At 69.0% G+C, this 22,228-nt stretch carries 19 protein-coding genes; 8 read left to right on the forward strand and 11 right to left on the reverse strand.

Annotated elements, in window-relative coordinates:
• Nucleotides 1-80: 80 nt before the first annotated feature.
• The 4 genes from ACFQ4H_RS11715 to ctaD all read left to right on the forward strand — a co-directional run bounded on the left by ACFQ4H_RS11715 (nt 81) and on the right by ctaD (nt 5,155).
• A complete protein-coding gene (locus ACFQ4H_RS11715; protein ID WP_377570160.1) occupies nt 81-1,064 on the forward strand; it encodes a glucosyl-3-phosphoglycerate synthase in 984 nt (327 codons plus the stop codon).
• A gap of 111 nt (nt 1,065-1,175) precedes the next feature.
• Nucleotides 1,176-2,372, forward strand: coding sequence for a glycosyltransferase (locus tag ACFQ4H_RS11720; protein ID WP_377570017.1), 1,197 nt, complete (start codon nt 1,176-1,178; stop codon nt 2,370-2,372).
• 73 nt (nt 2,373-2,445) lie between these two features.
• Nucleotides 2,446-2,883, forward strand: a complete 438-nt coding sequence (locus ACFQ4H_RS11725; protein WP_377570161.1) for a DUF4383 domain-containing protein — start codon at nt 2,446-2,448, stop codon at nt 2,881-2,883.
• Nucleotides 2,884-3,139: 256 nt separating this feature from the next.
• Nucleotides 3,140-5,155: an aa3-type cytochrome oxidase subunit I gene (gene ctaD, locus ACFQ4H_RS11730; RefSeq protein ID WP_377570019.1), complete on the forward strand. Its 2,016-nt coding sequence runs from the start codon at nt 3,140-3,142 to the stop codon at nt 5,153-5,155.
• 131 nt (nt 5,156-5,286) lie between these two features.
• Here ctaD and ACFQ4H_RS11735 read toward each other — a convergent pair whose 3' ends face one another.
• From ACFQ4H_RS11735 to ACFQ4H_RS11745, 3 genes are all read right to left on the reverse strand, one after another.
• The gene (locus ACFQ4H_RS11735) at nt 5,287-6,417 is read right to left on the reverse strand and encodes a SigB/SigF/SigG family RNA polymerase sigma factor (RefSeq protein WP_377570021.1); all 1,131 of its coding nucleotides are present in this window, start codon (nt 6,415-6,417) and stop codon (nt 5,287-5,289) included.
• 242 nt (nt 6,418-6,659) lie between these two features.
• Nucleotides 6,660-8,066, reverse strand: coding sequence for a hypothetical protein (locus ACFQ4H_RS11740; protein ID WP_377570162.1), 1,407 nt, complete (start codon nt 8,064-8,066; stop codon nt 6,660-6,662).
• Nucleotides 8,067-8,404: 338 nt separating this feature from the next.
• Nucleotides 8,405-9,532, reverse strand: a complete 1,128-nt coding sequence (locus tag ACFQ4H_RS11745) for a baeRF2 domain-containing protein (protein WP_377570023.1) — start codon at nt 9,530-9,532, stop codon at nt 8,405-8,407.
• A gap of 265 nt (nt 9,533-9,797) precedes the next feature.
• Between ACFQ4H_RS11745 and ACFQ4H_RS11750 the strand changes: the two genes are divergently transcribed.
• Nucleotides 9,798-10,346 (forward strand): hypothetical protein, encoded by a 549-nt coding sequence (locus ACFQ4H_RS11750; protein ID WP_377570025.1) that lies wholly within the window; start codon nt 9,798-9,800, stop codon nt 10,344-10,346.
• A gap of 42 nt (nt 10,347-10,388) precedes the next feature.
• Here ACFQ4H_RS11750 and ACFQ4H_RS11755 read toward each other — a convergent pair whose 3' ends face one another.
• Together ACFQ4H_RS11755 and ACFQ4H_RS11760 are read right to left on the reverse strand one after the other, a co-directional pair.
• Entirely contained in the window at nt 10,389-10,730 is a 342-nt protein-coding gene (locus ACFQ4H_RS11755) for a DUF3817 domain-containing protein (protein WP_377570026.1), read from the reverse strand.
• 83 nt (nt 10,731-10,813) lie between these two features.
• The gene (locus tag ACFQ4H_RS11760) at nt 10,814-11,134 is read right to left on the reverse strand and encodes a hypothetical protein (protein WP_377570028.1); all 321 of its coding nucleotides are present in this window, start codon (nt 11,132-11,134) and stop codon (nt 10,814-10,816) included.
• A 113-nt stretch (nt 11,135-11,247) separates the two neighbouring features.
• Here ACFQ4H_RS11760 and ACFQ4H_RS11765 point away from each other — a divergent pair, with 113 nt between their 5' ends.
• Nucleotides 11,248-12,729, forward strand: coding sequence for a glutamate--cysteine ligase (locus ACFQ4H_RS11765; RefSeq protein WP_377570029.1), 1,482 nt, complete (start codon nt 11,248-11,250; stop codon nt 12,727-12,729).
• 22 nt (nt 12,730-12,751) lie between these two features.
• Here ACFQ4H_RS11765 and ACFQ4H_RS11770 read toward each other — a convergent pair whose 3' ends face one another.
• On the reverse strand, nt 12,752-14,059 hold the full coding sequence (locus tag ACFQ4H_RS11770) for an APC family permease (protein WP_377570031.1): 1,308 nt from the start codon (nt 14,057-14,059) through the stop codon (nt 12,752-12,754).
• Nucleotides 14,060-14,105: 46 nt separating this feature from the next.
• A complete protein-coding gene (locus tag ACFQ4H_RS11775; RefSeq protein WP_377570164.1) occupies nt 14,106-14,708 on the reverse strand; it encodes a mycothiol-dependent nitroreductase Rv2466c family protein in 603 nt (200 codons plus the stop codon).
• Between the two features lie 163 nt (nt 14,709-14,871).
• On the opposite strand from ACFQ4H_RS11775, the gene pdxR reads away from it, so the two are divergent.
• Nucleotides 14,872-16,311, forward strand: a complete 1,440-nt coding sequence (gene pdxR, locus ACFQ4H_RS11780) for a MocR-like pyridoxine biosynthesis transcription factor PdxR (protein WP_377570032.1) — start codon at nt 14,872-14,874, stop codon at nt 16,309-16,311.
• A 69-nt stretch (nt 16,312-16,380) separates the two neighbouring features.
• Here the strand turns inward: pdxR and ACFQ4H_RS11785 are convergent, their stop codons facing one another.
• The 4 genes from ACFQ4H_RS11785 to ACFQ4H_RS11800 all read right to left on the reverse strand — a co-directional run bounded on the left by ACFQ4H_RS11785 (nt 16,381) and on the right by ACFQ4H_RS11800 (nt 21,537).
• On the reverse strand, nt 16,381-17,664 hold the full coding sequence (locus tag ACFQ4H_RS11785; protein ID WP_377570033.1) for a citrate synthase: 1,284 nt from the start codon (nt 17,662-17,664) through the stop codon (nt 16,381-16,383).
• 150 nt (nt 17,665-17,814) lie between these two features.
• The gene (locus tag ACFQ4H_RS11790) at nt 17,815-19,893 is read right to left on the reverse strand and encodes a sulfatase-like hydrolase/transferase (protein ID WP_377570034.1); all 2,079 of its coding nucleotides are present in this window, start codon (nt 19,891-19,893) and stop codon (nt 17,815-17,817) included.
• A complete protein-coding gene (locus ACFQ4H_RS11795; RefSeq protein ID WP_377570036.1) occupies nt 19,871-21,322 on the reverse strand; it encodes a class I SAM-dependent methyltransferase in 1,452 nt (483 codons plus the stop codon). The genes ACFQ4H_RS11790 and ACFQ4H_RS11795 overlap by 23 nt, the downstream gene beginning before the upstream one ends.
• A 14-nt stretch (nt 21,323-21,336) precedes the next feature.
• Nucleotides 21,337-21,537 (reverse strand): hypothetical protein, encoded by a 201-nt coding sequence (locus ACFQ4H_RS11800; protein WP_377570177.1) that lies wholly within the window; start codon nt 21,535-21,537, stop codon nt 21,337-21,339.
• A 253-nt stretch (nt 21,538-21,790) separates the two neighbouring features.
• Between ACFQ4H_RS11800 and ACFQ4H_RS11805 the strand changes: the two genes are divergently transcribed.
• Entirely contained in the window at nt 21,791-22,204 is a 414-nt protein-coding gene (locus ACFQ4H_RS11805; protein WP_377570039.1) for a VOC family protein, read from the forward strand.
• Nucleotides 22,205-22,228: the final 24 nt, after the last annotated feature.

Below are 22,228 nucleotides of genomic sequence, written 5' to 3' on the forward strand. Positions count from 1 at the left end.
CCCGACAACGGGAACCCGCACTAGTCGGATCATCTGGGGGTGTGCCTGTGCGGCACTCGGGAGCGACCGTCTCACCCGTCGTGGAAGCGTGGTCGGTGTATCGCACCGCCTCGGCCAGCCAATGGACGGCTGATCAGCTCATGGCAGCCAAGGGCGACAACCGGATCAGCCTGGTCATCCCCGCCCGAGACGAGGAGGCGACGGTCGGCCCGATCGTGGCCGCCATCCGCCGGCACCTGATCGAGCGGCTGCCGCTCGTCGACGAACTGGTCGTGGTCGACTCACGGTCCACGGACCGGACCGCCGCCGTCGCTGCGGCAGCCGGTGCCCGGATCGTCGATCAGGACGAACTCACCCAGGATCTGCCCCCGCTGGAAGGCAAGGGTGGCGCGTTGTGGGCCGGGCTGGCCGGCACCAGTGGTGACGTGATCGCCTTCGTCGACGCGGACCTGCGGGAGTTCCGGACGCACTTCGTGGTCGGCCTGCTCGGCCCGCTGCTGCTCGACCCGTCGGTCGCCTTCGTCAAGGGCTTCTACCACCGCCCGCTGATCGGGGCCACGAATGTCGAACCGGACGGCGGTGGTCGGGTCACCGAACTGGCCGCACGACCGCTACTGAATCTCTTCTGGCCTGAGTTGTCGGGATTCGTCCAACCACTGGCGGGTGAGTACGCCGGTCGGCGGACGGCACTGGAACGAATCCCGATCGTCTCCGGTTATGGCGTCGACATCGCCATGCTCATCGACCTGTTCGAGTTGGTCGGACTCGACGCGCTCGCCCAGGTCGATCTCGGTGAGCGGCTGCACCGTCACCAGAGCACCGAAGCCCTCGGCCGGATGTCCGCACAGATCATCCTCACCGTTTGGTCACGGCTGTACCGGCAGGGCCGGGTAACCACCGCCGCCCCGCCGGCCAGCGCGCTGACCCAGTTCCGGCGGGGCGGCGCGGCAGCGCTGCCCAACCTCGACCGCGAGATCGTGGTCAGCGACGTGTCGGTGCACGAACGGCCGCCGCTGGTCGAGTTGCGGGACCCGCTGGCCGGCCAGGGCAGGGTGCCGGTGTAGGGCCCTCGAACGACCTCGTCCGGGTCGGCGCACCGTTCGGTCGCCCCGGTACGCAAAGTGCGGCGATCGGATACGGGAAGAGGCCGCCCCGTTCCGGGAGGGGTGTGGCAGATGGGTCCTACCGTTCTGGTCAACGCCGGTCCATGGCTGTCCGTACCGCCGCCGGGCTACGGCGGGATAGAGAACGTGATCGCCACCCTGGTGCCCGAGTTGCGACAACTCGGGGTACGGGTGGTGCTGGCCTCGGTCGCCAGCAGCACCCTGCCGGTCGACGATCGGCTGTCGGTCTTCCCGGACGGCCAGTTCCACTCCCTGCAACGGCCGTACAACCAGGTGTGCGGCGTCGCCCAGGCACATCTCAACGCGGTGGTACGCGCGTTACGCGAGCGCGACGACATCGACCTCGTACACGACCACGTCGAGGCGGTCGGCCTGGCCACCCTCTCCGCCATGGGGCCGGACGCGCCTCCGGTACTGCACACCCTGCACTGGGATCTCGGCAAGCATCCCGATCTCTACGGGCACTTCGACGGTGCCGACCGGGTCCGGGTCAACGGTGTGTCGGCCGCCCAGTTGGCCCGTGCCCCGCAGGCGCTGCGTGCACACTCGGTCGGCCACGTCCACCTCGCCACGCCACTGGCCGTCGCCGCGAACCGGCCGACGCGGGTCGACCGGGGTGAACATGTGGTGGTGCTCGGCCGCATCACCCCTGGCAAGGGGCAGCACATCGCAGTCCGGCTGGCTCACGGGGCGAACTTCCAACTGGTTCTGGCCGGGCCGGTCGGCCCGTACCACCGGCCGGTCGATCTGGCCGCCGCCGGGGACGAGGCTCGACACAATCCGGACGTGCGCTACTGGCAGGACCAGGTCGCCCCCTTCGTCGACGGGGTACGGGTGCGCTGGATCGGTACGGTGGCCGGCCGGGATCGTGACGAACTCGTCGGCACGGCCCGGGCCACCCTGTTTCCGCTGTGCTGGGAGGAACCGGGCGGTACGGCGGTGGTGGAGTCCCTGGCCCTCGGCACGCCGGTGGTGGCGACTGCCCGGGGTTGCCTGCCGGAGCTGATCGAGCACGGTCGGACCGGCCTGCTCACCGACGAGCAGGAGGAACTGGCCGATCTGGTCCGGTCCGCCGCCGGGATCAGTGGTGACGAGTGCCGCCAGGAAGCCGCGAGGCGGTTCACCCCCCGGGTGATGGCCGAACGCTACCTGGAGCTGTACGAGCAGCTACGCCGGCTGCCCCAGCCCGCACAACAGCCGACGTTTGTCCAGGTAGGGCTCGGGAACGCGCTCACCGAAGCTCCCTGACGGAGGTGAGGACATGGTTACCAGCAAGTCACGACCTTCGGCCCAGACGCGAACTTCGGCACAGAACCGGCCGATGCCGACGAGGGGTGGTGGTCGCCGGGCACCGGTGAGCGTGGTGGCCGCCGTGGTGGGTGCGGTGTTCCTGCTGATCGGGATTCTCGGTTTCATTCCGGGCATCACGACCGACTACGGCAGCATGCAGTTCCTCGGACACCATTCCAACGCCAAGCTGTTCGGGGTCTTCCAGGTCTCGGTGTTGCACAACATCGTTCACCTGCTCTTCGGGGTCGTCGGTCTGGCCCTGGCCCGTACCGTCGCCGGTGCCCGGACGTTCCTGGTCGGCGGTGGGGTGATCTACCTGGTCCTCTGGCTGTACGGCCTGGCGGTCGGTCAGGAGAGCCGGGCCAACTTCATTCCGTTGAACAGCGCGGACAACTGGCTGCACCTGTTCCTCGGTATCGGCATGATCGTGCTGGGCCTGGTGACGACCCGTGGCCGGGCCCCAAGATGACCGGGTGCCGGCAGGCTGGCGTCAGCCACGCCTGAACGAGGCGTACGTGTTCGCCGCCCTTTCCCGACGGGAAGGGCGGCGAACGTCTGTTGGGCCTCGTTTCCGCCCGTGTGCGGACCCATGAGGTATGCCCCTCGTTGCCCCACCCGGTACGGTCGCGACGCAGCAGAGTGAAATTTCCTGACTGCCCTGGTTTCGACCAGCAGAGACCGGGTAGCCACCGCCGTCCTTTAAGCGGTCGTACGGGGTGAGAGCGATGCCTAAGCGGGTTACGACGGAGCCGGAACCCGGCCAGAAACGGACGATCCTGGTCCCAGCCCGGTTCGGCGGCTATCCCGGCCCGGTTCGCGAGGCCATTCCCGGCAATACGCTGAGCTGGCTGCTGCGTACCACTGACGCGAAGCAGATCGGGCTGATGTACCTGGTCACCTCGTTCGGGTTCTTCCTGGTCGGCGGGGTGATGGCCCTGCTGATGCGGGCCGAACTGGCCCGGCCCGAATTCCAGTTCCTCTCCCCCGAGCAGTACAACCAGATGTTCACCATGCACGGCACGATCATGTTGCTGCTGTTCGCCACCCCGCTCGCGCTGGCGTTCGGCAACTACATCGTGCCGTTGCACGTCGGTGCGCCGGACGTGGCCTTTCCCCGGCTCAACGCCTTCGGCTACTGGCTCTACCTACTCGGCGGCTCGATGGTCCTGAGCAGCGTCTTCACCCCCGGGGGCTCGCCGGACTTCGGTTGGACGGCCTACACCCCGTTGAGCGGCGCCGAGCACAGTCCGGGTATAGGCGCCGATCTGTGGATCATGGGCTTGGCCCTCTCCGGTGTCGGCACCATTCTCGCTGCGGTCAACCTGATCACCACGATCATCACCCAGCGGGCTCCAGGAATGACCATGTTCCGAATGCCGATCTTCACGTGGAACATCCTGCTGACCGGGATCCTGATCCTCTTCATCTTCCCGCTGCTGGCGGCAGCGCTGCTGGCGCTCTATGCCGACCGAAGACTCGGTGCCCACGTCTACGATCCGGCCACCGGCGGCCCGATGCTGTACCAACACCTCTTCTGGTTCTTCGGTCATCCCGAGGTGTACGTCATCGCGTTGCCGTTCTTCGGCATCATCACCGAGATCATCCCGGTGTTCGCCCGTAAGCCGATCTTCGGTTACAAGGGCCTCGTCGCCGCGACGATCGCGATCACCGTACTGTCGATGACCGTCTGGGCGCACCACATGTTCGCCACCGGGCAGGTACTGCTGCCGTTCTTCAGTTTCCTCAGTTTCCTGATCGCGGTCCCCACCGGGGTGAAGTTCTTCAACTGGATCGGCACGATGTGGAAGGGACAGATCAGCTTCGAGACCCCGATGCTGTTCGCGGTCGGGTTCCTGGTGACCTTCCTGCTCGGCGGCCTCTCCGGGGTGCTGCTGGCCAGCCCGCCGGTCGACTTCCACACCACGGACACCTACTTCGTGGTGGCCCACTTCCACTACGTCATGTTCGGCACGATCGTCTTCGCCGCCTTCGGCGGCATCTACTTCTGGTTCCCGAAGATGACCGGTCGGCTACTCGACGAGCGGCTCGGCCGGGCCCACTTCTGGACGATGTTCATCGGGTTCCACGCCACCTTCCTGGTCCAACACTGGCTCGGCAACGAGGGAATGCCCCGCCGCTACGCCAACTACCAGCCCCAGGACGGCTTCACCGGACTGAACACGATCTCCACGGTCGGATCGTTCATCCTCGGCATCTCCACGCTGTTCTTCATCTGGAACGTGTGGAAGTCGTACCGGTTCGGTCGGCTGGTGAACGTCGACGATCCCTGGGGATTCGGCAACTCGCTGGAATGGGCCACCACTTGCCCGCCCCCGCTGCGGAACTTCGACAAGATGCCGCGGATCCGCTCCGAGCGTCCCGCGTTCGACCTCAAGTACGGGCCGCTGGTCGCCGACCTCGGCCGTGACCTGCCACAACGGTCCACCAAGCCGCCACAGACGTTCGCCGAGGAGTTCGAGCACGAGGCCGGTCCACCCGAGGTGCCGACGCCCGAGGGCGCACGTGGCGCACGCGAGGCGCTCACCCACCACCCGGCACCGGAATCCGGCGCACGGCCGATCGAGGTACCCGAGCCGGACGAGGTACGCCGCCCGGGCTTCGAGCCGAGCCGGCCCGACGAGAGCCTGACCACCGAGGAACGGGGTGGAAAGGTCGACGAGCGCTGGCGTACCGGACGACCGACGAACCCCGACGAGGACGAAGAGGGGCAGTCCCGATGAACGACCTTCGGTCGGAGGTGACCGTCGGACGGGGCCCGCGCCCCGGCGTAGAGCGGGGCCAACCCGGTGGTGGTTCAGGCGTAGTAGAGCGGGGCCAACCCGGCCCGGGCGTAGAACGGAACCAGCCCGGCTCAGGCGTAGAGCGGGGCCAACCCGGCCGCGGTCAGCGACTGCCGTACGCCGGGTTGCGCCCGCGCCAGCCGCAACGGGGTGCCGCTACGCAGCGCCGCATCCCGACCGGCGATCAGCGCGTCGATACCACCCGGGTCCACCATGGCCAACTCCATGAGATCGACCACCACCTCGGCCGGATGGCCGACGGTCACGGCGTCCACCACCGCGCACCGCAACTGGTCGGCAGAGTCCCGGTCGAGTTCGCCGCCCACCTCGACCACCACCCGGTCACCGGACCGCCGTACCGAGACCCGCATCCGGTTCCCGTCCGGCTCGGCGCCGTTCTGCCAGGAGGTGGGGGCATCGGCCAGCATCGCCTGCCGAAGCCAGGTGAGCGCCCGGGACAGCAGTCGGGACACATGCATCTGCGAGATGCCGAACCGGGCGGCGATCTCCGCCTGCGTCTGGTTGCCGTAGAACCGCATCGCGAGGATGCGACGCTCCCGCCACGGCAGACGGCAGAGCAGACCGCTGATCGTCACTCGGTCGTCGACCGATTCCAGGTCGCTGTCCGATTCGCCGACCAGATCGCCGAACTCCGCCGAACTCTCGCCACCCACCGGGGCGTTGAGCGAGGCCGGGCTGTAACCGGCAGCCGACTCCAGCGCCGCGAGGATCTCCTCCTCCGGGGTCTCCAGCCGATCAGCCAACTCCGCAACCGTCGGCGACCTGGACAGTTCGCTGGTCAGCGCTGCCGTCGCCTGACCGACCTCCAGGATCAGGTCACGCAGCCGCCGCGGCACGTGCACACCCCAGGTACGGTCCCGGAAATGCCGCTTGATCTCCCCGACGATGGTGATGGCCGCGTACGCCGTGAACGATCCGCGTTCCGGGTCGTACCGGTCCACGGCATTGACCAGACCGAGGCGGGCGACCTGTTCGAGGTCCTCGAGCGGCTCGCCGCGCCCACGGTAGCGCCGGGCGAGTCGGCCGGCGAACGGCAGTGCGAACCGCACCAGATCGTCGCGAGCTTCCTGCCGGCGTTCGGGCGGCAGGCCGGCGATACGAGCTGCGTACGCTGTGGCCGCAGCGTCAAGATCCTCCAGTCCACGCTCTGTTGGTGCTGTTGTCGTGGTCTGTCCGAACATCCGCGCCTCCCTCAGGAAGGTCCCCCACCCGGATTGCGGAACCGGTCAACGGCGTGCAACGGACCATGATTGGCACGACGGCCCGACCGGCCCGGAAGCGAATTTGTGACCGGAATGCCGACGACCGCAGGCCGCCGCCATGACACAGCGCACTCACCCCGTTGCCGCCAGCCATGTTCCCGCTCTCTAGGTACTCAATCACGGGAACGGGTCATCCGGCGGTGGTTTCGGCCGCTGCCTGGTCAGCAGACGAGCAACCCCTGCGGGCTGCCGCTGTCCCGCAGCGCAGCGAGGGCGTCCACCACCCTCAACGGCGGCGGTGTCGGAAGATCGTACGGTTGCCCACGTAGCACCTCGGTCGCGTGACGGGTGGGCACCGGGGTGATCGGATAGCCCCGCGCCGCCGTCCGGTCGACAGCTCGACGCCGCCGGCCGAAGGAGGCCACCGCCAGCCACTGCGGCAGGCTCGCCACCCCCGGCGAGTGCATGCCGGGCGGCTCCGGCAGAACGTCCACCGAGCTGAACGGAGCGCTGCCGGCCAGCCACCACTCCGCACCGACGACGCTGCCCTCGGCGGCGTTCTCACACCAGTACGGCACCAGACCGGCCCGGACCACCTGCCACGGATCGATCAGCCGCCCACACTCCACCACACATCGGTTACCGCTCTTACCGGCCTCCCGCAACCAGCCGCGGTACACGTCGGCGGTGGCCGCACTCAGTGCGCCCGGCCGGGGAAAGAGGATCCGGTGTATCGGGCTTCCGGTTCCCTGGACCCAGTCACGCAGGCTCGCCTCGAACCCCGGCTCGACCCCGTGTTCGGCGTACCCCTGGGGCGAGGAGACACCGGGCGGGTCCCACTGGGCACAGTTTCCGCCGGTGTGCCGCAGCACCTGGCCGAGCAGCTCGCTGCCGGGTCGGAAGTCGGCTGGTTGCAGCGCACCGGCCGCCGCGCCGAGCTGGAACGTATGACCGGCACCGGAGTCGAGCACGGGCCAGGTACGGGCATCGCGAAGCAGCAGCACGGGTGCCCCCGGGGCGAGCCGGCTACCGAGGAACCGCCGGTACGCCTCAGGCAACTGCTGCCAGCGCACCATCAGCGAGACGGTCGATCCAGCCAGTACCCCTCGGCTGGCCGGATCGTGCACCTGCCGTACGGCGACCTCGGGATTGCCGGCGATCAGCCGGGCGGCTATCCGGGCACCGTGCGCCAACGCGCCGAGCGGGTTGTCCACCGAGCCACCCGGCCAGTGCACCGAAACCTCGAAGGCGCTCGGTAGCCACGGCACCCCGAGAGCGATGGCGAGGTGGACCGCGCCGCCGTGTGGCGAGCCGAGCACCATGCCCGGATACCACCGAGGTGGGTAGTGGTCCACCACCCAGCGCGCAATCCGTTCAGCGTCGATCTCGCCGGCGTGGGGTACGGGCACCGCTGCCCGGCCGCCCGCGCGGGCCACGGCCGCCCGCCGCACGGCTTCCGGAGCACCACGGAACCGCGCCAGCATCGGCTGGTAGCCCAGATCGGCGCAGTCCTCCCCGCGAAGCGCCCGGGAGGCTACCGAGAGCAGCACCCGCCCGAGGCTGTCCGGTGACACGATCCGGTCCGGTCCCGGGATGCCGGAACCACTGGCGGCCAGCCACTCCTGCATCTCCCGCACCGGGCCCACCTTCTCTCGTTCGCATCACGCGAGCCCCGGCTTCCCGCCCGGATCGGGTTCAAACGAGTCGTGAGCAACGTGACGCGAGCAATCCGAGGACGTAGCCGCTGTGTGTCCCGGCGCACCGGACTCCGGTCCGTGCCGGTGCCGGCCCGGGTCGTTCGGTGCGCCGGCTATATCCGGAAACCGGCCGGCCCGGCCGGTCCGCTGGATCGCGGGACCGGAACACGGAACGGGTGGGCAGGCACAGGAAACGATCCTGTGCCTGCCCACCCGTCGATGACGAAAGGCCCCGTCGACGACGAAAGGCCGGGGTGCCCGGCTACCGGTCAGGGATGGCCCCGGCCGGGCGTGCCGGCGTCGACGTAACGCAGCACCGCGCCGACGCCGTCATCCAGTTCCGGTGCTTCCTCCGGGGCCAGTACGGTGAGCCCGGCGTCGGTGCCGACCAGTGCGCGGAGCAGGGCTGCATCGGCGCGTACGGACTGCGGGGCGGTCACCGACATCTCGGAGAGTTGCTCCGCCGAGGTCGCGATCTCGGTCGGCTCCGGACCAACCCACAGCTGCTGTGTCGAGGACGGGTCGTCGACGATCAGCATCGTGTCCACCTGCCCCCGTTGCAGCGCCGTGACCACGGCATCGAGCCCACCGCCGACGTCCTCCTGCACCCCGTAGCGGTCGAGCGTGCTCCTGGTGTGCTGGACCGCGACCTCGGCGACGGCCTGGGCGGTCACGTCGTCCAGGGCCTGGGGATCGGAACCACTCACGGCACGCGACCCGGCATCGGTCTGTACGATCCGGTCCTGCCACCGTTCGGGCAACTGCCCGGCCAGCATCGATCTGGCGTGGCCGTCCCCGGCCACCACCACGACCTCCGCACCGACCCGGTCGGCCAGGTCCGCGGTGGCCGCCGCAGCATCGCCGGCATTGCGTTTCCAGGCGGTCAGGGCCTCCCGCTGGAACCGGGACTGTGACCAGCCGCCGGGCTGTACCCGACGGATCGGGAACTGGTGGCCGCCCCTGACCTGGACGTGCCGGGCGAACCCGCCGAGGCTCACTCCGTCGACGTCGGCGCCGGTACGACTGGCGAGAACCCGTACCCAGGCCACCTGCGCGCCCCGTTGAGCCAGCAGCGGCATCGCGTGCGCGAGTGGCGCGTAGACCGCGAGGTCCCGCACCGGTGGTGCGGACATGTACTCGGTCAGGGCCACCCTGCCCCGGGCCGCGAACGCGGCCAGGCCGTAGTCGCCCGGTAGTGGATCGTGTCCGCGTACCACCGCGTCCAGGGCCCCGACCGTACGCTCATCCGCTCCCTGCTGCACCAGTCGCTCGCAAAGCGCCCGCCAGCGCAGATTCAACGCCGGACGAGAGTCCTGGGTATCCCGGGAGGCATCCAGGTAGACCGAAGCCCACGGCCCAGGACTGGCGTAGATCGGACGCAGGAAGGACAGGTCCATGTCGCCCCCTCTCCATTCACCCCGGGCATACCCGCGTCGATCCGGTTGTCACCTGGACCTCCGTGCCCGAACGCCGCGCCGCCGGGGCGGAGGCGGATGCGCGGGCACGGCTGCTGCGGACGCACTGCCACGGCTGCCCTGGACGCGCCGCTACGGTTCGTGCCGTAGCCCGAACCCAGCGGACATGAATGACTTTCATTCATCTTTTTCATCCCCGCCGACCTATACAATCCGTGCGTACAGACAGACAGTCGGTGGTGGGGGCATGGATAGGGACCTGTATCCGGAACGGATCGCATATCCGCCCGGACCGATCGTCACCGGCCGCGTGGTCCGGCTGCTGGGGGGCTACTCCCGGGAGATGAAGGTGCAGCAGCCCGCCCTCGTGGCGGTCCTCACCGCCGCCACCGTGGCCCGACTGATCGGCACGCTGGTGCTCTCGGTCCTGCGCGCCGGTACGGGCAGCGGCAGCCGACGCAAGTTCAAGGAACTGCGTAAGGGCCCGGAGTTCCTGGTCACTCCGCTACGGATCCGGGACACCGCCGGCGTGCTGTGTGAGATGGAGATCCACGGACATCTGCCCCAGAGCGCCCTGGAACCGGCCGATCACATCCAGGTGACCGTACGCCCCCAGAAGGACGCCGAACTCGCACCCCGGGTCGAACGGATCGTCAACATCACCACCGGCCAACTCCTGACCCCCCGCATACCGACCCTCTGGTCGCACCTGGGGCCGGCCCTGGTTCTACAGGCCATGCTCGGCCTGCTGGCAGTCGCGGTCGTCGTGGCCATCCTCCTCGGCTCGGTAGGGTGACCCGAGGGCAGGGGTGACCCGACCGGGCCGAACCGGGACGGGTCAGCCGATCGTGACCCGGTCCGGCTCCGGCGCCGCCTCGGTTACCGAGAGCAGACCCCGACGCTGGGCCCAACGCTCGAAGACCAGGGTGGTGAACGGGGGGATCGAGCACAGCAACGCGACGGCGGTCACCGGCAGGCTCCACCGGGCCTGGCGGGAGACCAGCAGGACCAGCACGCCGTAGGCAACGAACAGCCCACCGTGGATCGGACCGAAGATCTTCACGCCGATCTCGTTCTCCATCGGCCCGTACTTGACAATCATGGAGATCAGCAGCGCCAGCCAGGAAATGGCCTCCGCAATCGCCGCCACCACGAACAGCCGCACCGCCGTACGACGCATGGATCCCTCCCAGATTCGTCGAATCGTGATGGTATGCGAACGCCGCGCCGCAACCGTCGAGGGGAGGGCGGCAGGGAGCTGGATCACTCCTCGAACCGGTCACCCACCCGAAGGCTGTCGAAGCGCTGCTGTGAAACGCAGACGCCCTTACGCCGACCGTCGCCCGTGAGGTAGTCGATCCGGGGGCAACGCCGCTCCTTGCAGTTCTGCACCGAATCATACCTACTGCCGGATTGATGGCATGCCACGTACTCTGTCGTTTTCTCCACGACGATGCCGGCGGATGCGCCCCCGAGTCGGGATGCCGCCAGCCACCCCCCGATCACCAGCCCGACCAGCGCGATCACCCAGACGAGGCCGATCCGACGGTCGCTGGTGCTCGGGTCATCCTCGCTGCGGTCCACGAAGCCAAGGTAGGAACGCAGGTCCAGCCGGCGTGCCAACCGGAAACCGGCGCCCGTTGCGCCGGCGCCATGGGAGGTTGGAGGTCATCCGGGCGGTAACGGGGACGGTGAGCATGGGCGAGGACGTCGGCACACAGACCTTCACCCGGGAGGACCGCGCCCGGCACCGCGAGAAGGTCCACGCCTGCCTCGACGTGTTCGCGGCAATGCTGCGTGAGGCGCGATTCGACTTCGAACAGCCGACCACCGGGTTGGAGATCGAGTTGAACCTGGTCGACGAGCGGGCGATGCCGGCGATGCGTAACGCGGACGTGCTGGCGGCCATCGCGGATCCCAGCTTCCAGACCGAACTCGGCCAGTTCAACGTCGAGATCAACATCGCGCCACGACTGCTGGCCGGCACCGGCACCGCGGAGTACGAGGAACACATCCGGGCCAGTCTCAACGCCGCTGAGCGCAAGGCCCGGGCGGTGGGCGCCGGAATGGTCATGATCGGCATCCTGCCGACCCTGGACGCCGACCACCTCACCGCCCGGACGTTGTCGACCAATCCGCGCTACGCCCAGCTCAACGACCAGATCTTCGCCGCCCGGGGAGAGGATCTACAGATCCACATCGACGGGGTGGACCATCTAAACACGACCGCCGACACCATCACCCCGGAAGCGGCATGCACCAGCACGCAACTCCACCTACAGGTCGGTCCGGCCCAGTTCGCCGCGTACTGGAACGCCGCTCAGGCCATCGCCGGCATCCAGGTCGCGCTCGGCGCCAATGCCCCCTTCCTGTTCGGCCGGGAACTGTGGCGGGAGACCCGGATCCCGCTGTTCGAACAGGCCACCGACACCCGGCCGGATGAGATCAAGACCCAGGGCGTACGTCCCCGGGTCTGGTTCGGGGAGCGCTGGATCAACTCGGTCTTCGACCTGTTCGAGGAGAACATCCGCTACTTCCCCGCCCTGCTGCCGGTCTGCGACGACGACGACCCCGCCCGGACCCTCGCCCACGGCGAGATCCCCACCCTGTCGGAGCTGCGGCTGCACAACGGCACGATCTATCGCTGGAACCGCCCGGTGTACGACGTCGTCGACGGCCGGCCGCACCTGCGGGTGGAGAACCGGGTGCTGCCGGCCGGCCCGACCGTGATCGACACGATCGCGAACAGCGCCTTCTACTTCGGTCTGGTACGGGCGTTGGCCGAGGCCGAACGCCCACTGTGGTCCCGGATGTCGTTCAACGCCGCCGAGGAGAACTTCCACACCTGCGCCCGGTACGGCATCACGGCCCAGGTCTACTGGCCGGGCCTGGGCTATCTCCCCGTCGCCGAACTGGTCCTACGCCGACTGCTGCCGCTGGCCAGGGAGGGCCTGACCGGACTGGGGCTGGCCGACAGTGAACAGGACCGACTGTTGGCGATCATCGAACAACGTTGCCTGACCGGCCGTAACGGTGCAAGTTGGCAGGTGGCGACGCTGCACCGGCTGCTGGACGACGGAAACCTTGATCGCCCGGCGGCTCTACGCGAGGTCCTGCGCCGCTACATCCCTCTCATGCACAGCAACCAGCCGGTACACGAGTGGCCGCTGGCCGGCTGACCAGAAGACCGGTCGGCCCGGCCTACCGCGAGGCTGCTCGGCTCAGCTTCCCGCGAGACTGCTCGGGCCGGGCAACCGTGAGACCGGTCGCCCCTCGGCCGCCCCGGCGACGGCTGGCGTAGACCAGGGCGGCGAAGGCAACGGTCGACGTCCACAGGACGTACACCCCGGTCATCAGCAGCAGGGCCGTGACCGCGCCGAACGACAGCACCGCCGCGCGTCGCGACCAGCTACCGCGCGGAAGCAGACGCACGGCGGCAGCTGTTCCCAGCACGTACACCAGGGTGAACGAAGCGCTGGTCAGTCGTACCAGCAGAGTCGATCCGATTCCGGTCACCGCCACCACCGCCAGGAACAGACCGGCCAGGGTGGCGAGGACCAGCAGGCTGCGGCGCGGCACCTGTCCCACCGCACTGCCCGGGGCGAACCAGCCAGGTAGTGCACCGTCGCGCCCCAGTGCCGCACCGAGCCGGGACGCTCCGGCGAAGTAGGCGTTCATGGTCCCCAGGGTCAACAGGACGGCTACCGCCGCAGTCAGCACTCGTGCCTCACCACCGACACCGATCACCAGCAGTTCCGCCAGCGGGGCCTCGGTGGATCCGGTGGCCGCACCGAGCACGAGCACACTGGCTGCGGCGACGCCGAGATACAGCACGCCGACGACCACGAGGGCGACGGCAGTGGCCCGGGGCAGGTCCCGCTCGGGACGGCGGAAGTCCGCGGCCAGCGAACTGACCGCCTCCCAGCCGGCGAACCCCCAGACGAGCACGGTTGCCGCCACGCCCACCGAAAGCCAGCCGTTCGGCGCGAACGGTTGCAGGTTCTCCAGCCGGGCATGCGGCAGGGCGGTGACCATGGCGACCAGCAGCAGCACTGCCAGCAGTCCGGCCAGGGCCAGTTGCACCCGTCCGGAGACCCGCAGCCCACCGGCGTTGGTCGCGGTGACACACACGATCAGCAGGGCCGCTGTGATCAACGTCGTACGCTGTCCGCCACCGAGCACCGACTCGACGTAGGCGCCCGCGAACATGGCTGCGGGCGGCGCACCGGCGGGAACCGCGAAGTAGAAGCACCAGCCGACGACCGTGGCGGCACGGACGCCGAACGCCCGGCGCACGTAGGTGGCGACCCCGCCGGTATCGGCGTTCCGGGTGCCGAGGGCGGCGAAGGTGGCCGCCAGCGGCACGGACAGGATGATCAACGCTAGCCACGCCAACAGCGCGGCGGGACCGGCGATCTGCGCCGCAAGCGCCGGTAGGGCGATCACTCCGGTGCCGAGCACCGCGCCGATCGACAACGCCGCCCCCTGCGGCACCGTCATGCCACTCATGGCTCTCTTCTCTCCCGGTCTCGTCGGTCGGCTTCTTCCGATGTCGTCAGTCGAAGCTCGGCGACCGGGTACGGGTGCGCTTGAGCTCGTAGAACCCGTCGGTGCCGGAGACCAGCAGCACGCCGTCCCACAGCCGCCCGGCGGCCTCACCGCGCGGGATCGGGGTCACCACCGGCCCGAAGAACGCGATCGGCCGGCCATCCGGACCGGGTGTGTGGATGACCGGGGTACCCACCTCGTCGCCCACCGGATCCATCCCGGCATGGTGGCTGGCCCGCAGGGCCTGGTCATGCTCGGTGGTCTCGGCCGCGGCGGCGAGTTCCGACGGCAGGCCGAGCTCGGTCAGCACCGCAAGGTAGAGGTCGTGACCGACCGGCATCTTCGCGTGGTGGATCCGGTCACCGAGCGCCGTGTAGAGGTCCCGCAGCACCTCGTTGCCGTACTTCTGCTCGACGGCGATCGCCAGCCGCACCGGTCCCCACCCGTGGCTCAGGAACTCCCGGTACCACTGGGGCAGGTCCTCGCGGCCCTCATTGAGCACGGTCAGGCTCATCACGTGGAAGCGGGTACGAACGTCACGTACCCGCTCCACCTCGAGCAGCCAACGTGAGGTGATCCAGGCCCACGGGCAGATCGGATCGAACCACATGTCTACGACAGTCAACGTTCATCCTCCTGGTCGACGCCGGGACAGGAGGATGAGCTGGCCCGCCTGCCCCCGCAAGGCGTACGAAGATCAGGCTAGGTGGCACATTGGCGCTGTCTTAGATCCAATTCACGGCTACTTGATTGGGCCAATATAGGTTTGGCCGATGGACTTCCACGTCAGCCTCGGCGGCCGGGGCGATCTGGCCGCCCGGATCTACCGCCAACTCCTCGACGCGGTACTGGACGGACGGCTCCGGCCCGGCGAACGCCTGCCGCCGACCCGCGAACTGGCCCAACGGCTCGACGTCTCCCGCAACACTGTCGCCGCCGCCTACGAACGGCTGGCCGCCGACGGGTTCCTGATCGGCAGGGTCGGCTCCGGCACGTTCGTCTGTGACCAGCCCCTGGGCCGGGTACGCAGCCGCAACGCGCCGAGCGGGACGGACGTCCGGCCCCGCCGGCACTGGACGTCGGTCCCCGTACCGGAAACCGCCGGGCCGGTCGAACCGGACTACAACTTCGACGTGGGCATCCCCGACCAGCGGCTCTTCCCGTTGGAGACCTGGCGTCGAATCGTCACCGGTGAGCTACGGGCCAGTGCCCTGCCCGGTCGGACCTACGGTGAGCCGGCCGGGCTCACCAGACTCCGGACCGCGATCGCCCGGCACATCGGCGTCTCCAGGTCGGTACGGGCGGGAGCCGACGACGTGATCGTCACCCAGGGCGCCCAGCAGGCGCTCGACGTCATCGGGCGGGTTCTGATCGAGCCGGGCGACTGCGTGGTGGTCGAGGAGCCGGGCTATCGAGCCGCCCGCCTGTTGTTCCAGTCGCTGGGTGCCAGGGTCGTCGGCGTACCGGTCGACGCGGAGGGACTCGACGTCACCGCCATCCCCCCGAACACGCGACTGGTCTACACCACGCCCTCCCACCAGTTCCCGGTCGGCATCCCCATGTCCCTGGCCCGCCGTGCCGCGCTGCTCGACTGGGCGGAACGACACAGCGCGGTGATCGTCGAGGACGACTACGACAGTGAATTCCGGTTCGACGACCGCCCGCTCGAACCCCTACAGAGCCTCGACCACAGCGGCCGGGTCGTCTACGTCGGCTCCTTCTCGAAGGTGATGCTGCCGATGCTGCGGCTCGGTTTCCTGGTGGCACCGGCCACGTTACGTCCGGCGCTACGCTTCGCGAAGCAGCTCACCGACTGGCACGGTGACCTCACCACCCAGGCGGCGATGGCCCGCTTCATCGAGGAAGGGCTGCTCGGTCGGCACGTCCGCCGGGCCAACCGGGAGTACGCGGCCCGGCACGACCGCATCGTCGGGATTCTGCGGCGGGACTTCAGCGAATGGCTCCAGCCCGTACCTTCCGCTGCCGGGCTGCACCTGTCCGCCCGGCTCGACCCGGCCGCGCCGGTCGACATCGCCGCGGTGCTCCGCCACGCCGGGCAGGCCGGCGTCCTGGTACGCGACATCGCCGACTACCACGCCGGGCGGGTCTCCCAGCCGGGCATCGTGCTCGGTTACGGCTCGATCCAACGGGACCGGATAGCGGAAGGGCTGCGCCGGCTGGCGGCAAGCTTCCGTACCCTGGCCGACGGCTGACCGCCCTGGTTGGTGGCTGACGCCGGTACGGCCGCCGCCCTGCCGGGTCGACGGCCGTACCGGACCGGGTCAGCGCTCGTCGATCGGCTGGTAGTTCCGCTCGTCCGAGCCGGTGTAGATCTGCCGGGGACGGCCGATCTTGGTCTCCGGGTCCGAGATCATCTCGCGCCACTGGGCGATCCAGCCGGGCAGCCGGCCGAGCGCGAACAGCACGGTGAACATCTTCGTCGGGAATCCCATGGCCTTGTAGATCAGGCCGGTGTAGAAGTCGACGTTCGGGTAGAGCCGACGGGACACGAAGAAGTCGTCCGCGAGGGCGATCTCCTCCAGCTGCATCGCGATGTCCAGCAGCGGGTCCGGCTTGGCCATCCGGGACAGCACGTCCTGCGCGGCCTGCTTCACGATCGCCGCGCGCGGGTCGTAGTTCTTGTAGACGCGGTGCCCGAAGCCCATGAGCTTGACGCCCTGCTCACGGTCCTTGACCCGGCGTACGAAGGACTGCACGTCGCCGCCCTCGACCCGGATCCGCTCCAGCATCTCCAGAACCGCCTGGTTGGCACCGCCGTGCAGCGGTCCGAACAGTGCGTTCACCCCCGCCGAGACCGAGGCGAACAGGTTGGCGTTGCTGGAGCCGACCAGCCGAACGGTCGAGGTGGAGCAGTTCTGCTCGTGGTCGGCGTGCAGGACGAAGAGCATGTCCAGCACCTTCGCCATCACCGGGTCGACCTCGTACTGCTCCGCCGGCACACCGAACGTCATCCGCAGGAAGTTCTCGACGTAGCCCAGCGAGTTGTCCGGGTAGAGCATCGCCTGCCCGATCGACTTCTTGTAGGCGTACGACGCGATCGTGGGGACCTTCGCCATCAGTCGGATGGTGGAGATCTCCACGTGTTCCTGGTCGAACGGGTCCAGGCTGTCCTGGTAGAACGTGGAGATCGCGCTCACCGCGGAGGAGAGCACCGCCATCGGGTGCGCGTCACGCGGGAAGCCGTCGAAGAAGCGACGCATCTCCTCGTGCAGCAGCGAGTGCCGGCGGATGCGCTCGGCGAAGTCCGCTAGCTGCTGCTCGGTCGGCAGCTGGCCGTAGACCAGCAGGTAGGAGACCTCCAGGAACGTCGACTTCTCGGCCAGCTGCTCAATGGGGTAGCCACGGTAGCGCAGAATGCCCGCATCGCCGTCGATATAGGTGATCTCCGAGGAACACGCGGCGGTGTTGACGAAGCCGGGGTCGTACGTTACGAGCCCGGTCTCCTTCAACAGCTTGCCCGTGCCGATGCCTGAGGGGCCTTCGACAGCAGGGTGCACCGGCATCGAAAGTTGCCCTCGGGGGTGCTCGAGCTTGACTTCCGTCATCTAATCCTCGTTTCGCCGGCAAGATTTTCACTGAATTGCCTTCGCTTTTACCGTAATTCGCGGGCGCTGCCTACCTCCCGTCATGGCCTCGCGGTGAGGGATACGTCACCCCGAGGCCGATTCACCAGGTCAACAGGGGTGCCGTGGCGCTCACAGGCGCAGCCGTCGCAGGGTGGACGTACCGTCGGCCACCTCGAACAGCTCAAGTCGGTTGGCCCCCGGATTGAACAGCGCATCGTCCCCGACCAGCGCGGCGAACCGGCGTCCCTGCGGGTCCGGCGACACGATCGGGACGACCGCCCCGATCCGCCCGTTGACCGCGACCGCCAGCCGGGTGCCGTCCGGAACCGAATCCGGCACCGTTCCGTAGAGCAACGCCGGCAGTTTGCCCTCGGTCGGATCGACCCGGCCGAGGGCGGCGACGTTCGCCACCCTGGCCGTCGTACCCGTGTCGACCACCGGGAACTCGGCGACGGACCGGCCCACCAGGTCCGGCTTGGCCGGCGGGGTGACCGCACCGCCGATCACGGCCGCGAAGGTGGGCGGACCCGGTACGACGATCCGCCGGCCCGGTTCGTCGTAGTAGTGCTTGTCGGTCCGGTCCCGAGTGCCCCGCGCTGCCGAGAGTCCGTCGACCCGCCACGGCACGTTGATGTTCACCTGGTCGGCGATGGTCGGCAGTAGGTCGACGTGTTCCCAGTTCCGATCGTCGACCCGGCCACTGCGCTGGCCGGGTTCCTTGACGAACATCGGCACCCAGAGCACCTCCGCCGGTGACCGCTGTACCGAGTCCAGTCCCCGCCCCTGTGCACCCGGGGTGAAGCTCACCCCGTGATCGGCGGTCACCACCACCAGGGAGTCGTCCCAGCCGCCGCTCTCCGCCAGGGCCCGCAGCGTCTCACCGATCAACCGGTCGGTGTAACCGAGTTGGGCGATATGGCGCTCGTACGCCAGCGTCACCCAACCGTCGCCGTCGTTGGCCAGGCCCTCCGGTGCGTCGTACCGGACGCCCGAGGGCAGGTAGCTCCACGGGCTGTGCGGCATCAACAGGTGCAGGAAGTTCAGGGTGGGACGGGCCGACGGGGCCGTACGCAGCCCGGTGAGGAACTCGCTGAACCGGGCCGGTTGGTTGTCGTCCAGGGTGTCCCAGCGGAACCGGGGATCGGTGGGTGCGGGCTGCTGGTCGTCGCGCTTCGCCGCCTCCCGGGTCACCTCCCGGTACGAGGCTGTCGGGTCACGGTCGTCGTCGGTCGGTGACAGCAAGCGGACCAGCAGACCGGCACTCTCCCGTAGCAGCGTGGGCAGACCGGAACCCGCCGTCGCGCTCCGCGGGCCACACCGGCTGGGTGGGCAGAGCTGGGCGATGCTCTCCTGTGCCCGAATGTCGTACAGGCCGCCGAGCAGGGTGAACAGATTGTCCGGGTACTTCGAGTAGTGCGGCGCGCCCCCGGTCGTGGGGTATCGACCGGTCAGCATCGCCGGCAGCGCATACGGCGTCCAACCGCTGACCCCGGTGGCGTTGCGGTACCAGGTCGACTGGCCTGCCAGCCGGGCGAAGTTGGGATATCGCCGCGCGTCGACGCGCCCATCCGGCCCGAGCAACGAGGTCAGCGGCAGTTCGTCCAACACGATCAGCACGACCGGTGGATGTCCGGCCGCCCGGGCCGTTCCGGGACCCGCCCCGGCCCGCTCGCCCGGCAGCACCACCGTGGCGGCCGGTGAGGCGAACACGAACAGCAGTACGAAGACCGGCGGTCCGGCCGAGGCGAATCTGAGCAGCTGGCCCGGTGCCGACCAGCGCCAGTGGGCGTACCCGCCGGCGACGCCGACCAGGATCGCGACCAGCACCAGCGGCACGCCCCGAAGCGGCAGCAACTGCTTACCCACCTGGGTCGCGAGCCCGGTCACCAGCACCACGACGGTCACCGTGTGCGTCGCCGTCCTCGTGGCCGGGCCGAACAGCCGGGTCGACACGCCGATCCCCCACAGAACCAGCGGCGGCACCAGGGCGCACATCGCCACGAAGAGCAGGATGTCGCGGGTGCCGGCCCCGTGGAAGAGGAAGAAGTCGGGACTGCGTCCGGTGATGTCGAGCAGCGGCTGGGTGACGACGAGGCCACACAGTGCGGTGATCTCCAGCGCCGCCCGCAGTTCGGATCGCCGGTGCGACGGTGGTCCGGCTGCGGAGACCAGGTCGGCAGCCGTCTCAGCCACGCGGAATCCCGACATACAGGGTACGGGTCCCCGACGGCAGCTCCTCCCGGCGGGCGATCACGCACCGCTGCCCGAGCAGCCGCTCGAACTCGTCGCGCCGATAGTCCGGGAACAACCCGGCCGGCTTGTTGGCCAGCAGGCGGCGCGCCATCGGATCCTCGGGATGCACGAACTCGGCGACCAGCCGGCCGCGTGGCCCGGCGCTGCGTAGGAAGCCGACCAGCCAGTCGACCACCGCGGCCAGTGGCACGTTGCGTCCGATCGCCAGATGGTGGATGACCGCCAGGGCGAGCACCACGTCGGCGTCGGCCCGGTCGGCGAACGAGGCCCGTTCCGTCCCCTGCCAGCCGCCACCCGGCGACGGGTCGGCCAGGTCCATCACCAGTGGCAGGATCCGCTGTTCCCGATCGGCGCGCAGCCTCTGGTAGAGCTGGTCGACGACGGCCGGATCGCTCTCCACCGCCACCACGTATCCGGCCCGTCGGGCAGCGATACGCGAGTAGGTGCCGTCATTGGCTCCGAGGTCGAGCACCAGCCCCGGCATACCGGCCTCGACGAGTGCGGCGTCGACGAATCGCTGTTTGGCGGCCCGGTCGTCGGTCGAGTAGCCGCATGTCTCCTGGTAGTCCGACCAGTGACTGTCCGGTGGCCGGCAGTCCAACCGGCGGATCAGCTTGGCCACCGCGCGGACGGTGGCCAGCACCAGTTCCCGGGAGAAACCGGCCGCCCGCAGCTGGTCCCGTACCTCCCCGGTGCTGGCGCTCGCGTGCCGGGACTGCATCGTGTCGTGCAGGTGGACGTGCTTGAGCACGCCGGCGGAGAAGCGGCGGGTGCCACGGAGGATCCGCCGCAGCTGCCCCGGCTCGATGCCATCTATCCGGGCCCGCAACCAGGGCTGGAAGTCCACGCCGAGATGCGCCTGCAGCAGCAACGGATAGAGCATCGTCTGGCAGAACTGTCGGTAACCGGCCCACGGTTCACCGTCGCGAGCCGGCTCGAACGAGCCCACGTCGATGAACACCGGGGCGGCCCCGCGCCACTGGAGGTTGTACGCCGAGCCGTCCTTGGTGGTGAACCCGGCGGGGAGCGCGGCGTCGAGGATCTCCAGGTGCAGCAGGGCGGCATCGCGCAGCATCGCGAACGACCACTCGTACGGGTACGAGACGAACGGAATCCGATCGTGGCGCAGCACCGTGGTCCAGCCGGTCACCCCGGTGGACAGCATCGCCGTCGGTTCGGTGGCCTCCGTACCGCAGATCTTGCCGGCGGCCAGCAGCGGAGGAAAGAAGTCACTGGCGGCGAGGGCCTGCCAGTCCTCGGCCGCCCGGGGACCGAGCCCACGCAACACCTGCTCCCCGGCGTAGAAGACCCGGTTGGCCGGGTCACGGAACGAACCGGGCTCCGGCCGGTGTCCGGCGTCGGGTGCGACGGGATGCGAGACCATGAGCCGGACCCGACTCAGTCCTGGTTGGCTGCTGGAGCCTGATTGGTCGATGGGGACTTGCGGAACCGTGCCACCAGGCGACGCCAGTAGAGTCTGGTCGCCACCGCCACGCCGGCCACGCCCCCGACCACGGCCTGCACGATCAGACTGCCGGATCCGGCATCCAGATAGGCCAGGTCCATCTCGGCCACCTCCTTCCAGTCACTGCCAGTCACTTCGCTGCTGGGAAGAGCCCGCCCAGAGCCGCGCCGCATCCGCCCGCATCGGTGACGGCATGACCTGGTACGTGGGACGGCAGGTGGAGAAAGAGGCCACAGGCCGCCCGACATATCCTGAACAATCATCGTTCACGTGCCGATAAGCCCACCGTACGCCGGAGATCGGCCGGCCACAGAGGCACACCAGAACCGGTGCCATGTGTCCGATTCGTTCAAGACGGGCCCGATCACGGACGGCTACGTTGGTCGCATGGCACCTAGATTCGACCTGATCGGCCTGGCAGTCGCCGACATGGGCCGCTCCCTCGCCTTCTACCGCAAGCTCGGGCTGGACATTCCGGCCAGCGCCGACACCGAGTCGCACGTCGAGGTGACCCTGCCCGGCGGCCTGCGGATGGCCTGGGACACCTTCGACGTGATCCGCTCCTTCCACCCGGGCTGGACCCCGCCCCCCACTGACGGCGGTGCCAGCGGCCCGAGCTTCGCCTTCGCCTGTGACATTCCCGCCGAGGTGGACGCGGTGTACGCCGAAATGACCGCCGCCGGCTACCACGGAGAGCTCAAGCCCTTCGACGCCTTCTGGGGCCAGCGGTACGCGGTACTACACGATCCGGACGGCAACGGCATCGACCTGTTCGCTCCCAACCCGACCAGCACCGACTGAACGGGTGCTGGTCAGCGAACACGG

It is taken from the genome of Micromonospora sonneratiae (genome assembly GCF_042679305.1).
Lineage (GTDB): Bacteria > Actinomycetota > Actinomycetes > Mycobacteriales > Micromonosporaceae > Micromonospora_H > Micromonospora_H sonneratiae.